Origin of the sequence: Aliihoeflea sp. 2WW (assembly GCF_000497755.1) — a bacterium.
Classification (GTDB): Bacteria; Pseudomonadota; Alphaproteobacteria; order Rhizobiales; family Rhizobiaceae; genus Aliihoeflea.
On record NZ_AYOD01000009.1, the window covers coordinates 1 to 20,609 of the forward strand.

24 protein-coding genes are annotated in these 20,609 nt (G+C 65.2%); 7 read left to right on the forward strand and 17 right to left on the reverse strand.

The window, feature by feature from the left end:
- Positions 1-82: 82 nt before the first annotated feature.
- Genes ALII_RS0106175 through ALII_RS0106185 form a run of 3 tightly spaced genes read right to left on the reverse strand, consistent with a single transcriptional unit; the run spans position 83 to position 2,958 of the window.
- The gene (locus ALII_RS0106175; protein WP_024586453.1) at positions 83-415 is read right to left on the reverse strand and encodes a DUF1491 family protein; all 333 of its coding nucleotides are present in this window, start codon (positions 413-415) and stop codon (positions 83-85) included.
- A 10-nt stretch (positions 416-425) separates the two neighbouring features.
- Positions 426-1,271 carry a peptidoglycan-binding protein gene (locus tag ALII_RS0106180; RefSeq protein ID WP_024586454.1) on the reverse strand — a complete coding sequence of 282 codons (846 nt, stop codon included), beginning with the start codon at positions 1,269-1,271 and terminating at the stop codon, positions 426-428.
- Positions 1,243-2,958 carry a HAMP domain-containing sensor histidine kinase gene (locus tag ALII_RS0106185; RefSeq protein ID WP_051375785.1) on the reverse strand — a complete coding sequence of 572 codons (1,716 nt, stop codon included), beginning with the start codon at positions 2,956-2,958 and terminating at the stop codon, positions 1,243-1,245. The genes ALII_RS0106180 and ALII_RS0106185 overlap by 29 nt, the downstream gene beginning before the upstream one ends.
- A 424-nt stretch (positions 2,959-3,382) precedes the next feature.
- Here ALII_RS0106185 and ALII_RS0106190 point away from each other — a divergent pair, with 424 nt between their 5' ends.
- Both ALII_RS0106190 and ALII_RS0106195 read left to right on the forward strand, forming a co-directional pair.
- A complete protein-coding gene (locus ALII_RS0106190; protein WP_244437336.1) occupies positions 3,383-3,757 on the forward strand; it encodes a DUF5330 domain-containing protein in 375 nt (124 codons plus the stop codon).
- Positions 3,758-3,793: 36 nt separating this feature from the next.
- A complete protein-coding gene (locus ALII_RS0106195; protein ID WP_024586457.1) occupies positions 3,794-4,228 on the forward strand; it encodes a SufE family protein in 435 nt (144 codons plus the stop codon).
- Here ALII_RS0106195 and ALII_RS0106200 read toward each other — a convergent pair.
- Positions 4,225-5,013 carry a DUF6456 domain-containing protein gene (locus ALII_RS0106200; RefSeq protein ID WP_244437339.1) on the reverse strand — a complete coding sequence of 263 codons (789 nt, stop codon included), beginning with the start codon at positions 5,011-5,013 and terminating at the stop codon, positions 4,225-4,227. The two genes, ALII_RS0106195 and ALII_RS0106200, sit on opposite strands and share 4 nt — an antisense overlap.
- A gap of 8 nt (positions 5,014-5,021) precedes the next feature.
- A complete protein-coding gene (locus tag ALII_RS0106205) occupies positions 5,022-5,423 on the reverse strand; it encodes a helix-turn-helix domain-containing protein (protein ID WP_024586459.1) in 402 nt (133 codons plus the stop codon).
- A gap of 206 nt (positions 5,424-5,629) precedes the next feature.
- Here ALII_RS0106205 and ALII_RS21055 point away from each other — a divergent pair, with 206 nt between their 5' ends.
- On the forward strand, positions 5,630-5,959 hold the full coding sequence (locus ALII_RS21055; protein ID WP_244437341.1) for a cytoplasmic protein: 330 nt from the start codon (positions 5,630-5,632) through the stop codon (positions 5,957-5,959).
- Positions 5,960-5,969: 10 nt separating this feature from the next.
- Here ALII_RS21055 and ALII_RS0106215 read toward each other — a convergent pair whose 3' ends face one another.
- The 8 genes from ALII_RS0106215 to ALII_RS0106250 all read right to left on the reverse strand — a co-directional run bounded on the left by ALII_RS0106215 (position 5,970) and on the right by ALII_RS0106250 (position 12,554).
- A complete protein-coding gene (locus tag ALII_RS0106215; protein ID WP_024586461.1) occupies positions 5,970-6,395 on the reverse strand; it encodes a MucR family transcriptional regulator in 426 nt (141 codons plus the stop codon).
- Positions 6,396-6,653: 258 nt separating this feature from the next.
- Positions 6,654-7,028 (reverse strand): monovalent cation/H(+) antiporter subunit G, encoded by a 375-nt coding sequence (gene mnhG, locus ALII_RS0106220; protein WP_024586462.1) that lies wholly within the window; start codon positions 7,026-7,028, stop codon positions 6,654-6,656.
- Positions 7,021-7,353: a cation:proton antiporter gene (locus tag ALII_RS0106225; RefSeq protein WP_024586463.1), complete on the reverse strand. Its 333-nt coding sequence runs from the start codon at positions 7,351-7,353 to the stop codon at positions 7,021-7,023. Before ALII_RS0106225 ends, mnhG begins: the two co-directional genes overlap by 8 nt.
- Complete coding sequence (locus ALII_RS0106230; protein ID WP_024586464.1) at positions 7,350-7,823, reverse strand: Na+/H+ antiporter subunit E; 474 nt, start codon at positions 7,821-7,823, stop codon at positions 7,350-7,352. Before ALII_RS0106230 ends, ALII_RS0106225 begins: the two co-directional genes overlap by 4 nt.
- On the reverse strand, positions 7,820-9,385 hold the full coding sequence (locus ALII_RS0106235; protein WP_024586465.1) for a Na+/H+ antiporter subunit D: 1,566 nt from the start codon (positions 9,383-9,385) through the stop codon (positions 7,820-7,822). Before ALII_RS0106235 ends, ALII_RS0106230 begins: the two co-directional genes overlap by 4 nt.
- Positions 9,386-9,391: 6 nt before the next feature.
- Positions 9,392-9,772 carry a Na+/H+ antiporter subunit C gene (locus ALII_RS0106240; RefSeq protein WP_029660266.1) on the reverse strand — a complete coding sequence of 127 codons (381 nt, stop codon included), beginning with the start codon at positions 9,770-9,772 and terminating at the stop codon, positions 9,392-9,394.
- Complete coding sequence (locus tag ALII_RS0106245; RefSeq protein WP_024586467.1) at positions 9,769-10,185, reverse strand: Na+/H+ antiporter subunit B; 417 nt, start codon at positions 10,183-10,185, stop codon at positions 9,769-9,771. The genes ALII_RS0106240 and ALII_RS0106245 overlap by 4 nt, the downstream gene beginning before the upstream one ends.
- Positions 10,182-12,554, reverse strand: coding sequence for a putative monovalent cation/H+ antiporter subunit A (locus ALII_RS0106250; protein WP_024586468.1), 2,373 nt, complete (start codon positions 12,552-12,554; stop codon positions 10,182-10,184). The genes ALII_RS0106245 and ALII_RS0106250 overlap by 4 nt, the downstream gene beginning before the upstream one ends.
- Before the next feature lie 195 nt (positions 12,555-12,749).
- Between ALII_RS0106250 and msrB the strand changes: the two genes are divergently transcribed.
- Complete coding sequence (msrB, locus tag ALII_RS0106255) at positions 12,750-13,154, forward strand: peptide-methionine (R)-S-oxide reductase MsrB (protein WP_024586469.1); 405 nt, start codon at positions 12,750-12,752, stop codon at positions 13,152-13,154.
- Between the two features lie 74 nt (positions 13,155-13,228).
- Positions 13,229-15,331: a S9 family peptidase gene (locus tag ALII_RS0106260; RefSeq protein ID WP_024586470.1), complete on the forward strand. Its 2,103-nt coding sequence runs from the start codon at positions 13,229-13,231 to the stop codon at positions 15,329-15,331.
- Between the two features lie 334 nt (positions 15,332-15,665).
- On the opposite strand, the gene ALII_RS0106265 is transcribed toward ALII_RS0106260, so the two are convergent.
- The 4 genes from ALII_RS0106265 to ALII_RS0106280 form a co-directional block, all read right to left on the reverse strand.
- Positions 15,666-16,544, reverse strand: coding sequence for a cytochrome c (locus ALII_RS0106265; RefSeq protein WP_024586471.1), 879 nt, complete (start codon positions 16,542-16,544; stop codon positions 15,666-15,668).
- A gap of 3 nt (positions 16,545-16,547) precedes the next feature.
- Positions 16,548-16,976: a cytochrome c gene (locus tag ALII_RS0106270; RefSeq protein ID WP_244437343.1), complete on the reverse strand. Its 429-nt coding sequence runs from the start codon at positions 16,974-16,976 to the stop codon at positions 16,548-16,550.
- A 270-nt stretch (positions 16,977-17,246) separates the two neighbouring features.
- Positions 17,247-17,846 carry a superoxide dismutase gene (locus ALII_RS0106275; protein ID WP_024586473.1) on the reverse strand — a complete coding sequence of 200 codons (600 nt, stop codon included), beginning with the start codon at positions 17,844-17,846 and terminating at the stop codon, positions 17,247-17,249.
- Positions 17,847-17,950: 104 nt separating this feature from the next.
- Complete coding sequence (locus ALII_RS0106280; protein ID WP_024586474.1) at positions 17,951-18,820, reverse strand: branched-chain amino acid aminotransferase; 870 nt, start codon at positions 18,818-18,820, stop codon at positions 17,951-17,953.
- Positions 18,821-18,973: 153 nt separating this feature from the next.
- Here ALII_RS0106280 and ALII_RS0106285 point away from each other — a divergent pair, with 153 nt between their 5' ends.
- Positions 18,974-19,636, forward strand: a complete 663-nt coding sequence (locus ALII_RS0106285) for a haloacid dehalogenase type II (RefSeq protein ID WP_024586475.1) — start codon at positions 18,974-18,976, stop codon at positions 19,634-19,636.
- 221 nt (positions 19,637-19,857) lie between these two features.
- On the forward strand, positions 19,858-20,583 hold the full coding sequence (locus ALII_RS0106290) for a L,D-transpeptidase (protein ID WP_024586476.1): 726 nt from the start codon (positions 19,858-19,860) through the stop codon (positions 20,581-20,583).
- The last annotated feature ends 26 nt before the right edge of the window (positions 20,584-20,609 follow it).

The window sequence follows — 20,609 nt, forward strand, 5'->3', positions numbered from 1 at the left end:
CTCCCTCCCCCTTGTGGGGAGGGATAAAGGGTGGGGGTCCCCCCAAAGGACTCCTGACGCAGTCAGTCCGCTCTGCTGAACGCTACACCAACTCGTCCACCAGCCTCTGGTCCGCCTCGATCTCCACCACCCACAAATCCGGATCGAACCGCCGTTCCTTCTCGAGCCGCGCCTCGATGGCCGTGTCGTCGACGCCCTCCAGCACCGCCGAAAACATCCGCTCGTCGGGCCGCGCTTCGCCATAATCGGATTGCGCGCGCGGAGCATAGAGCGTCGCCTCGCCGAAGCGCGAGCGCACGACGACGAAGATCGCGCCGGCCTCGGTCGCGCCGCGCCTGACGACGGCTCCATAGCCACCGGACGCGAACACCCGTCTGAGCGTCGCGGCAACCCATAGATCGGAAGTAACGCGCATCGTGGTCCCGTCAGTCGGTGAGCCCGATTTCCTTCATCTTGGCGTAGGTCGCATCGTCCGGCGTACCGGTCTGCGTGAGGCCGAAAAGGCTCTGGAACTCCTTGATCGCCGCAACGGTCCGCGGACCGACCTGTCCGTCGAGGTCGATGCCCTGATTGCCGAAGGCGCGCAGTCCGGCCTGGATACGGATGACGCGCTGGTCGCCCGATGCGGGCGCGGAGGCCGTCTGCATCTGGTCGGTCGCCGCGCGTGCAGCCTGCTCCACCGCCTCCGCCTCGCCCTCGACCCGGGTCTTGGCGCCGAGATGCCGCAGCAGTTCGCCGTCGATGCCGCCACCCGGCGCCAGCCCGAGGCGCTCGCGATAGGCTTGCACGGCCTGGTCGGTCTGCGGGCCCGTCAATCCGTCGATGGCGCCGCCATAGAGCTTCAGGTCGGCGAGGACGCGCTGCACTTCGGCCACGACGGCCTGACGGGCGTCGGGCCGGCTGGCGGCCGCATCCGGTCCGGCCGGAGCCACCGCCGGCTGCGGCGCTTCCTGCGGCCGGGCCGCAATAGGCGGCTGCATCGCCTGTTGCGGCAGATCGACCGACGGGGCGAGTTCGAGCCGCGTCACGTCGACGGGCTCGGCCGGCTCGCGCGGCGGCAGGTGCCGGGTCTGGAAGAACGCGCTCTTGTGCTGGTGCGGCTGATACCAGATCGCATTGGCGGCGATGAAGGCGAAGGTGATCGCGAATGCCGTCACGCCGCCCACGCCCACCGGGCGTTCGGCAATCGCGCGTCCGGTCGCCGCCAGTCCCGCGGCCAGAAGGCCGGGGCTTTGCTTGCGCTTACGCGATTTTGCGGAACGTGCTGCCATTCGCCCTTTGTCCATTTCCATTCGCTGTCGTGTTCAATGCGGTCACCGCCGAAGCGCTGCGCTGCGCGGGAAGGCTGACCGTGACCGTCGTCCCCTCGCCGGGCGCGCTTTCGATGGCAAGCTCGCCGTCGTGGAGCGCCACCAGTCCCTTGACGAGGGAAAGGCCAAGGCCGGTGCCTTCGAACTTGCGCGTGTAGTCGTTCTGAACCTGGGTGAACGGCTGGCCGAGTCCTGCCAGGTCGCTGGCGGCTATGCCGATGCCATTGTCGGCAACCATCAGCGCGATCCGTTCGCCCCTTTGCGCCGCCGACAAGCGCACCCGCCCGCCATGCGGCGTGAACTTGATCGCGTTCGAGACGAGATTGAGCAGGATCTGGTGGACGGCGCGCTGGTCGGCGTCGAGTTCGCCCATGTCGTCGCGGCCCGCGATTTCGAGCGCCACGCCCTTCTCGGCCGCCTGGCTTGCCATCAGCGACACGGTCAGTTCCATCGCGCTGACGAGTTCGAACGGCTCGGGATGGATGGTGTAGGCGCCTGCCTCGATCTTCGAGATGTCGAGGATCGAATTGACCACCGCCAGAAGATGGTTGCCCGCTTCCCGGATCAGACCGACATGCTCGGCCTGCTTGACCGGCAACGGCCCCGAGACCGCCTCGTGAAGCAGCAGATCCGAAAAGCCGATGATCGCATTCAGCGGCGTGCGCAATTCGTGGCTGACGGCGGCAAGGAAGCGGCTCTTGGCCACTTCGATCGCCGTTGCCTGGTCCGCCGCATCGTCGAGCGCGGCGCGCAGGTCCGCGATTTCGCTCGCGTCGCGCAGGATCGCCGTCCATGCGCCTTCGCCGCGCAGGAGTTCGAGGCCGACATCGACATGTGCGACATCGCCCGCCAACGCGCCGGGCACGCGCAGCGTCAGATGGAGATGCTGGGGTTCGCTGCGGTCCGATCCGAGGGCACACAGGAGCTTCACCCGGTCGCTCACCCGCACGCGCTCGAAGAAGCCGGCGCCGGTCAACAGGTCCGGTTCGAGATGCAGGATGCGGCGCGCCTGGTCGGATGCGCCGACCACCTCGCCCTCGCGCGTCAGGGTCAGAATCACCGCGTCCATGCGCGTATCGAGGCTCGGTTCCGCTGGCTGCATCTGCGGCCGCGCCGTCAACAGCGCGACCAGACGCGGCATGGCGACGATCACGTATCCGAGCGCGGCACCCACCGCTGTCATCGTCGCCGTCGCCCCGGCCGCATCGCCTGCGAAGAACGCCGCTGCGCCGAGCGGGGCCGCGATCAGGCCCGCCCTTCCCGCAGCGGCGCGCGAACCCGAAACCCAGGCCGCCTCGCCAATCATGGCGATGGCAAGAAGAAGGAGCGCCGGCGCCGGTGCGCCCATCCAAATGCCTACGGCACCTGTGACGAGCGCCGATCCGAGGCCGAAGCCGGCGACGAGACGGAAATGCCGGCCCGAGGCGGCGATCACCACCTGCGTCCACGAAAAAGCGAAGATCGCGGCCGCGACGCCCAATGCGGCATTGGCGCCCCAGGCGCCAAGCGCCAGCGGTGCGGCGATCGCGGTCAGGAAGAAGGGCGCGCCGAGTTGAACCGCGATCAGCCGTGCCTGGCGCCGGCGCGCGTCGGCATCCGACAGGCGCGCATGAACCAGCCGCTCGCAGGAGCCAAGGAACTGGCCCATCCAGTCGCAGGATCGGGTTCGGCTAGATTTCAACGCAACGCACTCGCACACAGCCCGCTTTTCGCGGGTCGACATCATTGCGATCACCCTCGCATCCAGCGTTTAAGGAAAGGATAAAGCGACCCGATCCGTGGTCGAAAGACCGGCTCGCACGGTCCCTGCCGCCATCGTTTGCGAGGATGGTAAAGCGTTCGTAACCGGCGTTTTCGCCCCGCCGTCGCTGCCGATCATACCGCGCCGGGCCGCACGATTGCGCCCTTTCCGGCACCGCGCGCCGGTCTTCTTCAAAGGAGCCCGGAACGATCGTTAAAACTTGAATCGAATTTGCCGAAAATTACCCTGCCGTCCTCAAGCAGCCTTTTTCGTCCTCATGCTTTGATCTCATCGAAGCCGGCACGGGGAGCGCCGGCGACGGGGAAAGATGATGATCGGATTTCTGTTCAAAAGCGCGTTCTGGCTGTCGGTAGCCCTCTTCTTCATCCCGCTCGCCCCGGTGAGCGAGACGGGCGAGCCGCAGGTCGGCGCCTTCGATGCGTTGTTCGCAGCCCGCGAGGCGATCAGCGACGTAACCGGCATCTGCGAGCGCAAGCCGGAAGTTTGCGAGGTCGGCGGCGCGCTCGTCGGCTCGATGGGCGTTCGGGCCCGCGAGGGCGCACGCATGGCCTATGAAGCGCTCGACGGCCAGTTCGGCACGCCGGAAAGCGAGAGCATGCTCGCCGGCCCGAGCGAGACCGTGCCCGCCTTCGATGCGGAAATGACGACCGGCAGCGTCCCGGCGACGCCCGCCGCGACCTTTTGAGGTGACGATCGGCGCGCCGACGCCTATATCCGCTGCATGAGCACCAGCATCGACCAGATCTACGACGATTTCGCATTCCTCGACGAATGGGAGGAGCGCTACCGCTACATCATCGACCTCGGCGCGAGCCTGCCCGCCTATCCTCAGGAGGCGCGCGACGCCGCGCACAAGGTGCAGGGATGCGTCAGCCAGGTGTGGCTCAACTCCACCATCGGCGAAGGTGCCGATCCGGCGATCTCCTATGAAGGCGATTCGGATTCGCACATCGTCAAGGGGCTGGTCGCCATCGTCCTGGCGCTTTATTCCGGCCGCCGCGCCTCCGAGATGCTCGCCATCGATGCCGACGGCGTCCTCAAGCGCCTCGGCCTCGACGAACACCTCACCCCGCAGCGCGCCAACGGTCTGCGCTCGATGATCAAGCGCATCCGCATGGAAGCGGCGAGCGTCGCCGAAGCCGCGCCGGCGAGCTAGATCTGCGGTCGGTAATCGGCCGTTCCCCAATGCAGCATGCCCCGCCGTCGCTCGCGGCGCTGCGGATGATAGTGGCGGACCAGCGCGCCGAGCGCCGTCTTGAGCATCAGCTTTGCCGAGCGTCGCGGCCAGCCGCGTTCCGTCTCGACCTGTTCCAGCCCCTTCAGGAAACAGCAGACGTCGACGAGGATACCGCTCAGTTCCGGCCCGATCGCGTCGATGGCACGATCGACCCGCTGGCGCGCGGCCAGCGCATCATCGTTCAGGTCGGCCTTGGAATTGCCACCCCCGCGCCGCCCGGCGCAGACGCCCGCCTCCCAATTGGCACTGAGACGCGGCGCGATCTGGCCGAAACCATAGTCCGCCCGCAACCGCTCGCCCGCCTCGACCTCGCCGGCGGACAGGAAGGCCCGCCCGTCCCGATCCTTGCGCTGCGCCAGCGCGGCGAGCGGGCTTTCGCGCAGATTGACCGTCGCCACTTCCCGCAGGCCGCCGATCTCAACCGTCCGCAGGTCGCGCTCCTGGTGCTGGACCTGGAAACGATCTTTGGACGGTGCTGCCGTGCGCGCCAGCCAGGCCGATCCGTCACGCGAAACCGAAAGGCCCGCACCGCCACGGGCGGCTAGCCCGCGCTCCATCGCGTGGCGCAGCGTGGCGGTCGGCACCTCGATTGCGCCGCGATCGCCTCCGTCGATCCGCATGCGCCCAGAGCGCCCGCCGGCCTCGCACCGCACCGCGCCCTTCGAAAGAAAACTGATCAGCCGCATCAATTGCCGGTCTTCCATGCCCGCCCTCATATCTGTTCGCGGCGCACGAGCACGCGCACCAGCCGCTCGACCTGATCGACGATGCCGTCGAACTCGCCATCCTCCCGCCAGTCCTCGACGAGGTTGACGGCGTGCTGCACCGTCGTGCGGTCGCGGGTGAAGCCGCAGCCGACATTCTTCATCGGAATCTGAAGTACCGTGTGAGCCGCGTACATGCCGATCTGCCGTACCCTGGCGACCGGCGCCGGTGAGCGCGTCGGATTGCGGATTTCCCTGCCCGAGACGTTGAAGAACGCCGAGACGATGTCGATCACCGCCTCGCATTCGCTCATCCAGCGCTCGTCGGTCTTCTTCGAGGCGGGATAGGGCGATGGCGGTTGCTCCGCCGACGGGATTTCGGGATCAGACCTTCGTTTCGCCGCCGCCACCGTTCACCTCCGAAATAGGAATAAATGCTTTCTATCCCGGATTTGGCAGCATGAGAACAAATATCGAACATCAAAAGTTTCGATTTCCACCAAATGATTGAATCCAATCCGGATTTCCGGATCGGTCCAGATCATCGACAGGAAACTTATCCCCCCGCTCCGAACCTGCGCGCAGGATCGTCGCCTCAAGACGAGGAGAGAGCAAAGTGGATTTGAAGAGCGAAGCACGGATGTTCGTGGTCGAGACCGAAGCGCGCCGGCGCCAGGCGATGCAGCGCGTGGCGCTCCTGTGCAATTGCGGCATCGAGATCGACCGGCTTCAGACGGCCGACGCGTCGATGCGCGGGGACCTTGCCAGGCGCCTGAAGCGGCTGATCGAGCGCGAGCGCATCCGCGGCAGCAACCGCCACTGGAGCTACGACCTCAATCGGCACATCGCATTGAAGCAGGCGCTCGACGAGATCGACGTTCGGGTGGCCCCCAAGAAAAAGCCGACGCCCGGAAGGCGTCGGCAGAAACTGGTCGGCTATGCGTGAGGCAGCGCGCTCAGCGCGCCTTGCGCTTGCGCCCCAGCCCCATCTTCTTGGCAAGCTGCGAGCGTGCGGCGGCATAGTTCGGCGCCACCATCGGATAGGTGGCGTCCAGGCCCCACTTCTCGCGATACTGCTCGGGCGTCAGCCCGTAATGGGTCATCAGGTGGCGCTTGAGCGACTTGAACTTCTTCCCGTCTTCCAGGCAGATGATGTAGTCGTCATGCACCGACTTCTTCGGGTTCACCGCCGGCTTCTGCTTGTCGGCAGGTACAGCCTCGGGCGGCGTTCCGACGCGTCCAAGCGCCATATGCACGTCGGCGATCAGGTTCGGAAGTTCGCCGACCGGGACGGGATTGTTGCTGACATAGGCGGCAACGACGTCCGCCGTCAGTTCGATCAACATGTCGCTGTTTCGCTGCAGGTCTTCAGAGAGTTCCATTTTCGGCCCCAATAATTGTCAATCGGTAGAGCGCCGGTCTTTTTCGCTTTGCCGGTTCTGTTTCACCGCCATCGACGAATCCACAGTGCTTGATTAACAATTGGTACGAATATTAGAGCAAGTCAATTAATCTTGCGGATTATTTGCCGTACAAATTGGACTACGCAATGCTTTGAACCCAAACGAGCGCTTCGATATATCGAAAATTCGGTCCAGTTGTAATCGGAAGTTGCAAACATCTTTCAGCAATTTCGAGGATTAGTTCTCGTTGCGATGCTCGCGCTTTGTCTTCTGCTCGCGAATTTTCACGATCATTTCGTCCTTGACCGACTTGTCCCACAATTTGTAGCCCGCCTCATACGAAGCCTTGGCAAGAAGATGTGCGGCGACGGGCGCCGTCAGCAGAAGAAACACGAAGCCGGCGATCGCACGCATCACCGTCGCGGTGTCGTCGGCGTGGACGGCAAGCGCCAGCAGGATGACGCCGGAGCCGAGCGTGCCGGCCTTCGAGGCCGCGTGCATGCGGCAATAGACGTCGGGAAACCGGTTGATGCCGATGGAGGCGACCAGGGAGAAGGCGGCGCCGCCGACGATCATCAGCCCGACGACGACATTGAACAGTGCCTCAATCATCGCTCACCTCCCGCAGGTTGCGCTCGTCCTCCTGCTTCACCCAGAGCGAGCCCTTCGCCATGACGAAGCGTGCGAATGCCACCGTCGCGAGGAAGCCGACGAGGCCGAGCGAGATCGCCACGTCGACGTAGAGCGTGAAGCTCGTGCGGATGCCGATCAGGGCGATGAAGCCGACCGCGACGACGACCAGCATGTCGAGCGCCACGATCCGGTCCGGCAAGGTCGGCCCGACGATGACCCGGTAAGTTGTCAGGAGAAAAGACAGACTGAGCAGGATCAGCCCGATATATTCTGCGACCGAAAGAAACCCTTGCGAAAAGCTCATCGGAACGCCTCCATGATCTTGCGTTCGAAGCCGGTCGCGATGTCGTGGCGCAGCTGGTCCGGATCGGAACAGTCGAGCGCGTGGATGAACAGGAAGCGGCGGTCCTCGGACACGTCGACGGAGAGCGTGCCCGGCGTCAGGGTGATGAGATTCGCCAGCATGGTGATCTCGGCGTCCTTGTCGACCTTCAGCGGGTAGACGAACATCCCCGGCTTGATGTCCATCTTCGGCGACAGCACCGTCATGGCGACGGTCCAGGAGGATTTCACCAGTTCGACGAGGAACAGGATCGTCAGCGAGACGACGCGGCGCATGCGCGCCAGATAGCCGAGCGAGCCGATTTCCTTGCGGATCAGATAGAGCGCGCCGGCACCGAGGATGAAGCCGAAGAGGAGGTTCAACAGCGTGAACGAACCGGTCACGCCACCCCAGGCCAGCGCCAGCAGGACATTGACGAGAAGCAGGGTCATGAGCCGCCTCCGGCAGGCAGGACGAGAAGCGAATAGCTCGCCGGATCGAGCAGCGATGCGGCCGCAGCATCGGCCATTGCGAGCACCGGTTCGGGATAGAGCCCGATCCACAGGATCGGCACCATGATCAGGACGAGCGCGAACATGCCCGAGCGGTCGAGCGGCGTCGCGGGAACCACCGCGCCATCCACGCGCGGCCGCCAGAAGGCGAGCGCGAAGACGCGTCCCAGCGCCAGCGTCGTCATGAGGCCGCTCAGGAGAATCGCGAAGGCCAGCCAGCCTCCCTCGCCGTCGAGCGCAGACTTGACCAGCATCACCTTCGGCCAAAGTCCCGAGCCGGGCGGCAGGCCTGCGGCGGACAGAACGAGCAGCAGCGCCATCGCCGCCAGCAGCGGATGCGAGCGGTAGAGCCCGCCCAGTTCGCTCAGCGAATACGTCCCGCCTGCCTTGCGCATCAGCGCGACGAGCAGGTAGAGCGCCGCCATCACCAGCATGGAATGCACTGCATAGAGCACGGTGCCGGCGAGGCCCATCCGGTCGCCGAGCGCGAGCCCGGCCATCATGATGCCGATGCCCGAAATGACGATATACCCCATGATCCGACGAATATCGGTCTGCGCCAGCGCGCCGATCACGCCGAAGATCATGGTCAGGATCGCGACGATGGCGATGACGCCCGACAGCGCGCCGCCTTCCTCGGGAAAGAGCAGGAAGAGCGTGCGCAGCAGCGCATAGATGCCGACCTTGGTCAAAAGCGCGCCGAACAGCGCGCCCACCACCAGCCGCGGCGTGTGGTAGGAGGCAGGGAGCCAGAAGTGCAGCGGAAACGCGGCCGCCTTCATGCCGAAGGCGACGAGGTAGAGCGTCGCCAGCATCGTCAGCGGCGCTTCCTCGCGCAGGCCGTCGGCCTTGAGCGCGATGTCGGCCATGTTGAGCGTGCCGAAGACGCCGTAGAGCAGGCCCGTCGCGATCAGAAAAAGCGTCGTCGCGACGAGGTTCAGGATCGCGTATTTGAACGCCCCGTCGAGCTGCGCCCGTTCGGAGCCGAGGATCAGCAGTCCGAAGGACGAGATCAGGAAGACCTCGAACCAGACATAGAGATTGAAGATGTCGCCGGTCAGGAACGAGCCGCCGACGCCGGTCATCAAGAGCAGCAGGAACGGGTAGAAGCCGTAGCGCTTGCCGGTCACGTCGATCGAGGTCGAGCCGAACAGCGCGCAGACCAGAGCCACCAGCGCCGCCGTCGTCGCCAGGAGCACGCCCAGCGTATCGGCGACGAAGGTGATGCCGAAGGGCGGCAGCCATCTTCCCATCGTCATCGCGAACGGCCCCTCGTCCAGCACGCGGGACAAGAGGACGACGTTGGAGACGAGCACGACACCGATCACGGCCAGCGCGATCGGCGCGTGGAGTTTCGGCCGGCTGCGCAGCATCACCAGAATGGCGGCGGCCAGAAGCGGAAGCGCCACGGGGAAGACCAGCAGCCAGTCCGCCAGCGCTACGCGCTCGACGATCATGGCCTGCGAGATGTCGACGCCGTACGGGTTCGAAGCGGATTCCATCTGTCCTCAGTAGCTCAATGGCGGCAGCGGATCGGCCTTGGGCTCGGCGATGCGCATCTCTTCGGTGTTGTCGGTGTCGAGGTCCTGGTAGGCGCGCCATGCCAGTACCAAAAGGAAGGCGAAGAGGGAGAAGGAGATCACGATGGCGGTCAGCACCAGCGCCTGCGGCAGCGGATTGGCCGTCGCGATCTCGGGCACGTAGAGGTCGGGCGGGATCACCGGCGGCACTTCGCGCGTCAGCCGCCCGGCGGTGAAGATCGAGAGATTGGCGGCATTGCCGAGCACGACGACGCCCAGCATGATCCGGATCGTATGCTTGGACAGGAGCAGATAGACGGCGACGGCGAAGAAGATGCCGACCAGGATGGAAAGCGCGGTCTCGATCATTCGTCGTCCCTTTCCTCGAGCGCCAGCGCGACGGAAGTGATCGCGCCGAGGACGACCAGATAGACCCCGATGTCGAAGAACAGCACCGAGGAAAGTTCGAACTCGATGCCGGGGATCGGCGGCGCCCAAAGGCCGGTCATGAACGGCACGCCGAACAGGATCGAGGCGAGCCCGGCCAGCACCGACATTGCAAGGCCTGACCCCGCGATCGCCATCGGGTGAAACCGCATCGCGCGCCGCGCCGAGGCGACGCCGCTGGCAATGCCGTAGATCGCGAAGGCCGAGGCGGCGAGCAGCCCGCCGATGAAGCCGCCGCCCGGATCGTTATGGCCGCGCAGCAGCACGAAGACCGAGAAGATCATCATCAGCGCCGAAAGATAAGGCGCGATGGTGCGAAGGATCAGCGTTTTCATGCCACCGTCTCCCTGCTTTCGGAAGCGACCTGCGGTTCAGCATGTTCGACGCGCCGGCCGAGCCGCACGCGCACCAGCGCCAGGATCGCCAGCCCCGCGGCCATGACCACCGCGATCTCGCCCATCGTATCCACGCCGCGATAGTCGACGAGGATGACGTTGACGATGTTGCGGCCATGCGCGATCACGCGCGAATACTCGGTGAAGAACACGCTCAGCGCCGGGTCGAAGGTCAGCGACGTCACCTTGAACAGCGCCAGCATCAGGCCGAGGCCGCACAGGCTCGCGACGGTGACGTCCAGCGCCTTTTCGCGCGTCGGCCGATGATCCGATTTCGCCAGCTTCAGCCGCGTCATGACGAGCGCGAGAATGACGACGGACAGCGTTTCGACCATGAACTGGGTGAAGCCGAGATCGGGGGCGCCAAAGAGCAGGAAGATCAGCGCGACCGCAAAGCCCTGAATGCCGAGCGAGACGATCGCGGTCAGCCGGTCGTCGGCATAAAGAACGGCGCCGAGGCCGATCACGGCGAGTGCCAGCACGACGATCTCATAAAGCGTCAGCACCGGAAGCTGCGGGAACGCCGGCATCTCGCCTGCCCCGACGAGCGGAACGAGGAAGGCGAGCGCGATGACGGCAAAGGTCAGCGTCATATAGGTTTCCATCCGCCCGTTCTGGATCAGGCCGGTCAGCCGGTGCGCGCCGCGCACGATGCCGCGCAGCACCTGGTCGAAGCCGCGGTCCGGGCCCCAGCCGATCGCGATGAGAGCGGCGCCAACCCGCGCCCGAACGTCGCCGAGCGTCCGATAGATCGCATAGCCGAGCGCGACAGTGACCAGCGAGAGCAGGAGCGGCATGCCTATGGACGGAATCAGCGAAATATAGATGTCGAGCGGCTCGCCCGCGACCGCGCTTGCCATCGGGATCGAGAAGAGCCGATGCGTCAGCGGCGAAACAAGGGCAGCCAGAAGGCTCGCGCCCGCCAGCACCACCGGCCCCAGCCAGAGCAGGGGCGGTCCCTCATGTGCGTGGTTCGGCGTCTTCACCTCGGGCCCGAGGAAGGGCTTCAGCGCCACGGCGAAGCCGATCGCGAACATCAGCGCGTTGCCGAGAATCGCGACGAGCGTGAACAGCGCCGACCAGACGCTGGCAAAGCCGAGCGCGTAGTAGATTTCCTCCTTGGCGAGGAAGCCGAAGAGCGGCGGCAGGCCGCCCATCGAAATCGCCGCGACCAGCGCCGCACCGAAGGTGATCGGCATCGCCTTGCGCAGGCCGCCGAGCCGCGTCACGTCGCGCGAGCCGGCCTCGTGGTCGATGATGCCGGCCACCATGAAGAGCGCGCCCTTGAACAGCGAATGCGCGATCAGATAGAGCACCGCCGCCTCGATCGCGTGCTCGGAGCCGAAGCCGGTCAGCATGACGAGAAGGCCGAGCGAAGCGACCGTCGTATAGGCCAGCATCAGCTTCAGATCGCTCTGGCGCACCGCCAGGAACCCGCCGACGAGCAGCGTCACACCGCCGAACAGCGGCAGCACCGTCTCCCAGAGGGCCGTATCGCCCATCACCGGGTTGAGCCGCATCAGGAGATAGACGCCGGCCTTCACCATCGTCGCCGAGTGCAGATACGCCGACACAGGGGTCGGTGCTTCCATCGCATTGGGCAGCCAGAAATGGAACGGGAACTGGGCCGATTTCGTGAACGCACCACCCAGGATCAGCACGAAGGCAAGGCCGTAGAGCGCGCTTTCGCGCAGCGCATTGTCGGTTTCGAGAAGGGCCGAAAGGCTGGTCGCGCCCGTCGCGTTCCAGATGACGAGCAGCCCCGCCAGCAAGGCCAGCCCGCCCATCCCGGTCACGATCAGCGCCTGCATCGCCGAACGCCGCGAAGCCTCGCGCGAATGGTCGAAGCCGATCAGCAGGAAGGAGGTGATCGAGGTCAGTTCCCAGAACACGAAGAACATCAGAAACGAGTCCGAGATCACAAGCCCCTGCATCGCCCCCATGAACATCAGGATGAACGAGAAGAACCGCCCCAGATGCGCGTGCCCCTTCAGGTAGCCGCCCGAATAGAGAACGATGAACGTGCCGATGCCGGTGATCAAAAGCGCGAAGGTCAGCGAGAGACCATCGAGGAACCACGAGAATTCGACCCCGAGGCTCGGCACCCAGTTGCGCGAGCCGGTCACGGCCTCGCCCGAGGCGACGGTGCCGACGAGGCTTGCGAAGTGGATGAACAGGAAGGCCGGAACGATCGCCAACACCCAGGCGGCCTTGTGGCCCATGCGCCGGGTCAGGGCCGGCGCGAGGGCGGCGGCGACGAACGGAAGAAAGAGCGCGATGAACGTCAGCGAGTTGCCGTCTGTCTCCATCCCGTATTATCGCCCCGCCAATTCGGTTTCCGGTTCAAGTTCGAGTGCCGATCCCTTACAGACTGAAATCGTGCCTCACAAGACCACTCATGACGATGCGACAGGCTTGCCCCCGGATCATTTCCGCCCCGCCCGCCCCGATGACAATCAGGCCCCGCGCTCCTACATTGGGGCAAGGTCCCAAAGGAGCACGACATGGAAAAGACCGCACTCAAGGTCGAGAAGTCCGAAGCCGAATGGCGCGAGCAACTGACGCCGGAACAGTTTCAGGTCACGCGCAAGCACGGCACTGAGCGCGCCTTCACCGGGCCCTATGTCGACAACAAGGAGCCGGGGCTCTACCGCTGCGTGTGCTGCGACAATCCGCTCTTCCGTTCCGAGACCAAATACGAGTCCGGTTCCGGCTGGCCAAGCTTCACCGCACCGGTCGAACCCGGCGCCGTCGCGCAGCATGTCGACCGGTCCTTCATGATGACACGCACCGAAATCCGCTGCGCCGATTGCGATGCCCATCTCGGCCACGTCTTCGAGGACGGCCCCGCGCCGACGGGCCTGCGCTACTGCATGAACGGCGTGGCACTGAACTTCGACCACGACTGACCGCATTTGCCCCGAGGCAGGCGGCGCGAGAGATCATCGCGCCGCCTTTCCATTTCCAGATTGCCTGAGGTTCCATGAATTTCGCCAAGCCTGCCGCCGCCCTGCCGGCCGCTCCCGTCGCGCCCAAGCACGACTATTCTCACAGCCATCACGGCGTCACCGTCACCGACCCCTATCACTGGCTGCGCGCGGAAAACTGGCAGGAGGTCTTCAAGGACCCGGCGACGCTCTCGCCTGAAATCCGCGCCCATCTGGAAGCCGAGAACGCCTATCAGGCGGCGCTGACCGCCGGCGAGGAAGAGCTGCGCAAGACGCTCTTCGCCGAGATGAAGGGCCGCATCAAGGAGGACGATTCCTCCGTTCCCATGCCCGACGGCCCCTTCGCCTACGGCTCGTCCTTCGTCCTTGGCGGTGAGCAGCCACGCTTCTTCCGCACCCCGCGCGACGGCGGCGCCGAGGAGATCGTCCTCGACGGCGACTTCGAGGCCGAGGGCAAGCCGTATTTCCGGCTCGGCGGCGTCGATCATTCCAGCGACCATGCCCGTCTCGTCTGGTCCTATGACGACAAGGGCTCGGAATTCTACACGCTCAAGATTCGCGATATCGCATCCGGCACCGACCTTCCCGATTTGATCGCCAACACCGGCGGTTCGGGCGATTGGGACGCGGCGAATACCGGCATCTTCTACACCGCGCTCGACGACAATCACCGCCCGTCGAAAATCTTCCACCACCGTCTCGGCGATACACAATCGGCCGACCGCCTGATCTACGAGGAAACCGATCCCGGCTTCTTCATGAGCGTCGGCGGCACGCGCACGAACGACTGGATCTTCATCGGCATCAACGACCACGAGACGACCGAGTACCGCGTCCTGCCGGCGGGCGATCCGGCCGCCAAACCGGTCATCGTCGCCCCACGCCAGACCGGCATCGAATACGAGTTGGAGGAAGGCGGAGACGTCTTCTTCATCCTCACCAATTCCGGCGGCGCCAAGGATTTCCGCATCATGACCGCCCCGGTCGCCGATCCGCGGCCGGAAAACTGGACCGAACTCGTCCCGCATGAGCCGGGCCGGCTGATCCTCGCCATCATGGGCTTCCGCGATCATCTCGTGCGCCTCGAGCGCAAGGACGGCCTGCCGCGCATCGTCGTGCGCGAGCGCGCATCGGGCGAAGAACACATGATCGCCTTCGACGAGGAGGCCTATTCGCTCGGCCTCGTCGGCTCGCTCGAATACGACACCAGCGTCATCCGCTTTTCCTATTCGTCGATGACGACACCCTCGCAACTCTTCGATTACGACATGAAGACCCGCGAGCGCACCTTGCTGAAGACGCAGGAAGTGCCCTCCGGACACGATGCCGAGAACTATGTCACCCGCCGCATGATGGCGAAGGCGGAGGATGGCGAACTCGTCCCCGTATCGATCCTCCACCACAAGGATACGAAGCTCGACGGCTCGGCGCCGTGCCTTCTCTACGGCTACGGCTCCTACGGCATCACCATCCCAGCCTCGTTCAACACCAACTGCCTGTCGCTGGTCGATCGCGGCTTCGTCTACGCCATCGCCCACATTCGCGGCGGCAAGGACAAGGGCTTTGCCTGGTACGAACAGGGCCGGCGTGAGAACAAGGCGAAGACCTTCCGCGACTTCATCGCCGTCGCCCGCCATCTCGTCGCGGAGAACATCACCGCGCATGACCGCATCGTCGCGCAGGGCGGCTCGGCCGGCGGCATGCTGATGGGCGCGATCGCCAACATGGCGCCGCAGGATTTCGGCGCGATCGTCGCCGAAGTCCCCTTCGTCGACGTCCTCAACACCATGCTCGACGCCTCGCTGCCGCTCACTCCGCCCGAATGGCCCGAATGGGGCAATCCGCTGGCCTCGTCCATCGACTATGGCCGCATCGCCTCCTGGTCGCCCTACGACAATATCGCCGCGCAGGACTACCCGCCCATCCTCGCGCTGGCCGGCCTCACCGATCCGCGCGTCACCTATTGGGAGCCGGCCAAATGGGTCGCGCGGCTGCGCGAAATGAAGACCGACGACCACCCGGTCCTCTTCAAGATCAACATGGACGCCGGCCACGCCGGCGCGTCCGGCCGCTTTTCGCGGCTCGAGGAAATCGCCTATGTCTACGCCTTCGCGCTGAAGGCGGTGGGGAAGGTGTAGCGCGGCGATGACGAGACTAATCTCCCCCCTTGCGGGGGAGATGGCGGCAGCCAGAGGGGGGCGCTGTCCCGCAAACCTCTCCTAGCGCCGCTTGCTCCCCATCAGGTGGCCAAGCGCTCGACGTTGCCCCCCTCTGTCCTGCCGGACATCTCCCCCGCAAGGGGGGGGAGATCAAGCACTCGCCCGCCGCGCCATTGTTCCTCTCTTCCTGCCCGGGGGAGAGGAAATGCGCGTCATCGACATCGGCTCTTTTCCAGCTTGGGTTCCTCTCCCCTTTTGAGGGGGAGAGGTGGCCCGCAGGGCCGGAGTGGGGGTCTGCGCCGACCCGGACGACCTACTCGTCCACCGCCGGCACAGCCTTCAGATACGCCGCGATCGCCTCGCGATCCTCGGCCGGCAGCCGCGCCATGTTGCGCACGACCGCCGCCATCCTCCCGCCCGCCGAATCGAAATCCGGCGTGAACCCTGTTTCCAGATAGGCGGCGATGTCTTCCTCGCTCCAGTCGGCGATGTCGCCGCCGGGCGTGATGTTGGGCCGGCCGCCAAGCCAACGGTCCGTCTCCAGCCCGCCGGTCATCGCGCGCGGCGTGTGGCATTCGCCGCAATGGCCGAGCGCCTCGACCAGATACTGCCCGCGAACGACCTCCTCGCTCGCGCCGGCAATCGCGACCTGCGGCTCGTCATTGAGGTAAAGCCGCTTCCACAGCCCGACGCCGCGCCTGACGCTGAACGGAAACGAGACCTGGTGACCGGGCGCGTCGCTCGCCACTGCCGGCAGGGTCTGCATGAAGGCGAACAGATCGGCGACGTCCTCGTCGCTCATGCGGCTGTAGGACGTATAGGGAAAGGCCGGATAGTAGTGGCGACCATCGGGCGAAACCCCGCGCCGCACGGCATTGGCGAAGTCGCTGACCGACCAGCCGCCGATGCCATGGTTCGGATCGGTCGAGATGTTCGGCGCGACGAAGGTGCCGAACTCGCTTTCGAGCTCTACGCCGCCCGCTAGTTCCAGCATCGCGTCGCCGCTCGCCTGCGGCGCGGCATGGCACGAGGCGCAGCCCGCCGCCCAGAAGAGGCGTTCCCCCGCGACGACATCGCCGGGCGGAAGCTCTGCCGGTTCCGGTTTCTCGGGAGCCGAAAGCGCCCAGCCACCCGCCACGCATATTGCGGCGAGAACGGCAATGCCGAGCGCCAGTCGCCTGCCGGTCGCCATGGATCAGTCCCTGTAGCTCTCGTGGCAGGCGCCGCAATTCTGCGCAGCCGGGCCGAACGAGGCGCGGAAGGCGTCCAGATCCTGCGGCGCCGCTGCAAGCGCTGCGGCGACACCCTGCTTGTACCGCTCGTCGGCGGCGCGGAAACCGTCCATGTCGGTCCAGATCGCCGCCGCCGCGTCGCCGCCCTCGCTCCCGGCCGGATAAAGGGTTGCAACGTCATGCGCCTGCGCATTCGCGTTCAGTTCCTCCAGCGCCGCCATCACGGTCGCCGCATCGAAAGGCTGGCGGCCCTGGGCGATCGGCCCGAGCGTGCGCATGATCTGGCCGCGCTCCTTCATCAGCGCCTGTCGATCCTCGATCGGATCGGCAAGAGCGGGGGCTGCGAAGAGCGCCACGAGGGCGGCGGCGATGACTGGCTGCTTGATCGGCACGGTGTTCTCCCAATGGCTCGTCGATGGCATCATCGGGAATAAACGACGCGGCGGATACTCAATGGTTCAACCGCGCCATTCACGCTTGCGTTATGAGCAGGGCAAAGAAAAACCCCGGCGCGAGGCCGGGGTTTGACAGGTGCTGCCGCCTCCAATTCGCGTCAAAGCGAGTCGAAAACGGCCGATTTCGAGAACCGGAGCGGAGTGTACTTCAGTACATGAGCACCGGAAGCGCCGAAAGCTGCCGTTTGCAGGCCGCTTTCACGCGAATTATGCGGCCTTTTCGTACATTTCCAGGACATAGTCCCAGTTGATCAGGCTGTCGACGAAGGCTTCGAGATATTTCGGCCGCGCGTTGCGGTAGTCGATGTAATAGGAGTGTTCCCACACGTCGACGCCGAGGATCGGCTTGGCGCCATGGACCAGCGGGTTCTCGCCGTTCGGCGTCTTCATGATCTGGACCTTGCCGTCCTTGACCGCGAGCCACGCCCAGCCCGAGCCGAACTGGCCGACGCCGGCGGCGATGAAGTCGGTGCGGAACTTGTCGTACCCGCCGAGGTCGCTGTCGATCGCCTTTTGCAGCGCGCCCGGCAGGCTCTTGCCGCCGCCGCCCTTCTTCATCCACTTCCAGAAATGGATGTGGTTGTAGTGCTGGCCGGCATTGTTGAAGAGCGGCTGGTTCTTGCCATGGCTCTGCTTGACGATCTCTTCGAGCGAGAGGCCGTCCATGCCGGCTTCCTTGGCCAGTTCATTGCCCTTGTCGACATAGGCCTTGTGGTGCTTGTCGTGGTGATATTCCAGCGTCTCCTTGGACATGAAGGGCTGGAGCGCCTCGTAGTCGTAAGGCAGTGCGGGCAGTTCGAAAGCCATGATGTGTCTCCCTCTCGGCATTGGAAAAATTATAGGTCTTACATAGGAGTCGAACCCGACCCCGCAACCGGCGCAGCCAGATTTAGCGCCCACGCGCGTTGCGCTTACTTGGCGTGCGCCCAATCCCAATAGAGCTGGCGCGCCTTCTTTGCGATCGGGCCGGGCTGCAAATTGCGGTCCTCGATTCTGGTGATCGGGATGACCTTGGAGTGGTTGCCGGTCGAGAATATCTCGTCGGCCTCCATGAAGTCCTTCACCGTCAGCGTGCGCTCCGAAACCGAATGGCCGGCATCGAGCAGCAGCCCCATCGTGCGGGCGCGCGTGATGCCCGGCAGGAAGGTGCCGTTCTTGACCGGCGTGATGACTTCGCCGTCCTTGACGATGAAGACGTTCGACGAGCCCGTCTCGGCGACGTTGCCCAGCATGTCGAGCACCAGCGCGTTGTCGAAGCCGCGGCCCTTGGCTTCGAGAATAGCCCGGCCATTGTTGGGGTAGAGGCAGCCGGCCTTCGCATTGGTCGGCATGGTCTCGATCGTCGGCCGGCGGAAGGGCGAGACGGTGATCGAAAACCCATCCGGCGCCTGCATTGGCGATTCGTAGAGGCAGAGGCAAAAGCGCGTCGATGCGGGATCGGACGGCACGCCCATATATCCGCCATGCTCGGCCCAGTACATCGGGCGGATATAGACAGCCGTCCTGCCGTCGAACTTCTTCAGGCCCTCGAAGGTCAGGCGCACGATCTCGCCCGGCTCCACGATCGGGTTCAGTCCGAGCGCGCGCGCCGAGGCGTTGACGCGTTCGGCATGGAGGTCGAGATCGGGCGCGACGCCCTCGAACCAGCGCGCGCCGTCGAAAACGCTCGATCCCAGCCACATCACATGGCTGCGCGGACCCACCAGCGCCACATTGCCCTCGTGCCAGCCGCCGTCGACGAAGGTCCAGGTTGTGCTTTGCGCCGGTACTGCCAGTGTCATGGGATCATTCCTGTTCGTGTTCGGCACGCATGCAAGTCGCGCGCGTGCCGTGGGTCAATCGGCACAGAACGCCAATCGATCGGTCCAAAGAGGCGCAATGCTTGACCGGAAAAGGCAATTCGGGTCAAGACCCGCGCAGATGAGGCCGCCACGATGAAACACTCCGCCTACGTTTTCGACGCCTATGGCACGCTCTTCGACGTGCACGCCGCCGTGCGCCGCCATGCAGGCGAGATCGGCCCGGACGGGCAGTTGTTGTCCGACATCTGGCGCGCCAAGCAGCTCGAATATTCGTGGACGCTGTCGCTGATGGGCGAATACCGCGATTTCTGGGAACTGACCGAGCGCGCGCTCGACGTCGCCTTCGCGCGCGTTCCCTCCGCCGACCAGTCCCTGCGCCAGCCGCTTCTCGACGCCTACTGGAAGCTGGACTGCTACCCGGAAGTGCCGAAAGTCCTCAAGGCCCTCAAGGCCGGCGGCGCGCGGCTGGCGATCCTTTCCAACGGCTCGCCCGCCATGCTTGAATCGGCGGTAAAGAACGCGGCGCTCGACGCGATCCTCGACGACATCATCTCCGTCGACCGCATTCGCCGCTACAAGCCGCATCCCGAAATCTACGACATGATCACCACCCAGTGGCGGCTCTATCCCGACGCCGTCTCGTTCCAGTCGTCGAACCGCTGGGACGTCGCCGGCGCATCGCGCTTCGGCTTCCGCACCATCTGGATCAACCGTGCCGGCATGCCGGACGAATATCCCGAGCAGCCCGCCGGGCTCGTCCTTCCCTCGCTCGAAGGCGTCGTCACGGCGGGCTGAGCATCGACTGCCGAACGGCCGACATCACGGCGTCTTTACTTGCGGCCGTCTTTCGCAACTGTGACATCTCGACCACACTGACCTGCCAAGTCGGCTGCGGACAGGACGCGAACTTCCCGGTTTCCAAGGGATGCGTTAACCCCGCCGCCTCATCGGCGTCGACCTGCCGGAACCTTGTCCGACGATCTTGCGTTCCTTCGCCTGATCCGCACTGGAGCCTCATTTTGGACACGATTGAACGCCTTTCCCGCCGCCGCTTCCTGGGCGCCGCCGCCGCGGGCGCTGCCTCGCTCGCTCTCTCCGCATGCACGAGCAGCATTCCCCGCCGCGAGACCATCGGCGCCGTCGCGCCGGCTCCGGTGCAGCCCAATTACGACCTCGCCTACTATCAGGACCTCTACAGCGCCCGCGTGGACGAGGGCTATGAGCTGCCGGCCATCCCGGTCGAGCGCATCGATCCGGCCTACCTGCGCCAGATGGTTCCCGATCCGACCGGCGAGGCTCCGGGCACGATCGTCGTCGACCAGTCGCAGCATTATCTCTATCTCGTCCAGCCCGGCGGACAGGCCATGCGCTACGGCGTCGGCCTCGGCCGCGAAGGCTTCGCCTGGTCCGGCCGCGCCGTCGTCCAGTGGAAGCGCAAATGGCCGCGCTGGACCCCGCCGGACGAAATGGTCGCCCGCCAGCCCGAACTCGAACCCTATTCGATCGAGAATGGCGGCATGGAACCGGGCCTCCAGAATCCTCTCGGCGCCCGCGCGCTCTACATCTTCCAGGGTGGCGAAGACACGCTCTACCGCCTGCACGGCTCGCCCGAATGGTTCTCGATCGGCCAGTCCGTCTCGTCCGGCTGCGTGCGCCTGATCAACCAGGACGTCGTCGACCTCTACGACCGCGTCCCCAACGGCTCCCCGATCCTGGTCGTTCCGAGCCTCGGCGTCGCGTAGGTTTTCGCGAAGGCGACCCCCACCCT